This window comes from Neisseria sp. P0021.S007 (genome assembly GCF_051956855.1).
Genome location: NZ_JBQCXA010000791.1, coordinates 1 through 597 on the forward strand (window position 1 = coordinate 1; position 597 = coordinate 597).

At 48.6% G+C, this 597-nt stretch carries 1 pseudogene; it reads left to right on the forward strand.

Annotated elements, in window-relative coordinates:
* Window positions 1-71: 71 nt before the first annotated feature.
* Window positions 72-597 (forward strand): annotated as a pseudogene (locus tag ACTHUR_RS15975) (hypothetical protein); the annotation flags it as partial.

The window sequence follows — 597 nt, forward strand, 5'->3', positions numbered from 1 at the left end:
GACGTGAGATATGGTTCGAGTTTGACAATCTCAGCCCTTTAACGCAGATCCCCGTTTACCGCCTTATCAGTATGGGTAGCTATAACGATAACCTACCTGAAGGTCGGGAACTTCTTGTCCGTTACCGTTATGACGACAACGGCGATCTTGTCGCAGTAGAAGATACCGAAGGTTTCGTTCACCGACGTTTCGGTTATCGCCGCCATATGATGATCCGTCACCAAACTGCAGCAGGATTAAATACCTACTATCAATACGACCACTATACCCCTAAAGGCCGGGTATTGCGCAGCCATACCGACAATGGCGAAGAGTGGCGTTTTGCCTATGCCGACGGACATACCCAAATCACTGACGCATTAGGACGTAGTGAACACCTTTATTACGACCATCATGGCGAAGTCGTTAAAAAAGTCTTTGCAGATGGCAGTAGCGTTTTGACTGAACGTGATGCTTTGGGCCGACCCATTAAAATTACTGATGAAATGGGACGTGAAACCCGCTACCGTTATAACGAATGCGGGCTGCTGACCTTTGTTGGCGGAGAAGGTGGGCAAAATCAGCACATTCGTTATGACCAAGAACGCCGACCGGTAG